Consider the following 589-nt stretch of genomic DNA (forward strand, 5'->3'; position numbering starts at 1 on the left):
GCGGGATGCGAGCCTGATGGAGTGGCTGGATACCCTGTGAAATAATGCGAAGGTCGTGGTGACAAGTGCCCTTGCTTTGCGGGCCTACACCGCGTTCCTTCGCATTATCGCTTCCTCGCGATAAGCGATCATCCACAACAATCTGGATGCGGCGATGGAGGCCGCCAATATCACCGGCAGCACGGGCACGCTGAACCGCCAGGCCAAATCCGCCGCCCGCAGCGCCTTTGAATCGGCCAAGCAGCGGTTCTTCGGCCACCTGCTGACGTCGATGAAGACCCCGACGCTGATCCGGTCGATTGCAGCCGATCTGGAAGCGGGCCATTCGGCCGTCATCCAGATCGTCTCGACCGGCGAGGCGCTGATGGAGCGGCGGCTGGCAGACCTGCCCACCGAGGAATGGAACGATGTCCGGGTGGACATCACACCCCGCGAGTATGTCTAATGTGGAGCTCCACATTAGACGTATTCTTTGCAGTCGCAGTTTATGTCGAGCGTGGCGGCGAGAGACGCAGGTTTCCTTCGGTTTTCCATGATTTCACTCCAGATAATATGCGGGTTAGAGGGAGTGTTCGAAGACGGGTCAGGC

The 589-nt window shown here is 59.3% G+C and carries 1 pseudogene; it reads left to right on the forward strand.

What is annotated here, in order from left to right:
- Positions 1-124: 124 nt before the first annotated feature.
- Positions 125-442 (forward strand): annotated as a pseudogene (locus tag S2M10_RS16240) (hypothetical protein); the annotation flags it as partial.
- Positions 443-589: the final 147 nt, after the last annotated feature.

The sequence above is a fragment of the Sphingomonas sp. S2M10 genome (genome assembly GCF_012650175.1).
Classification (GTDB): domain Bacteria; phylum Pseudomonadota; class Alphaproteobacteria; order Sphingomonadales; family Sphingomonadaceae; genus Sphingomonas.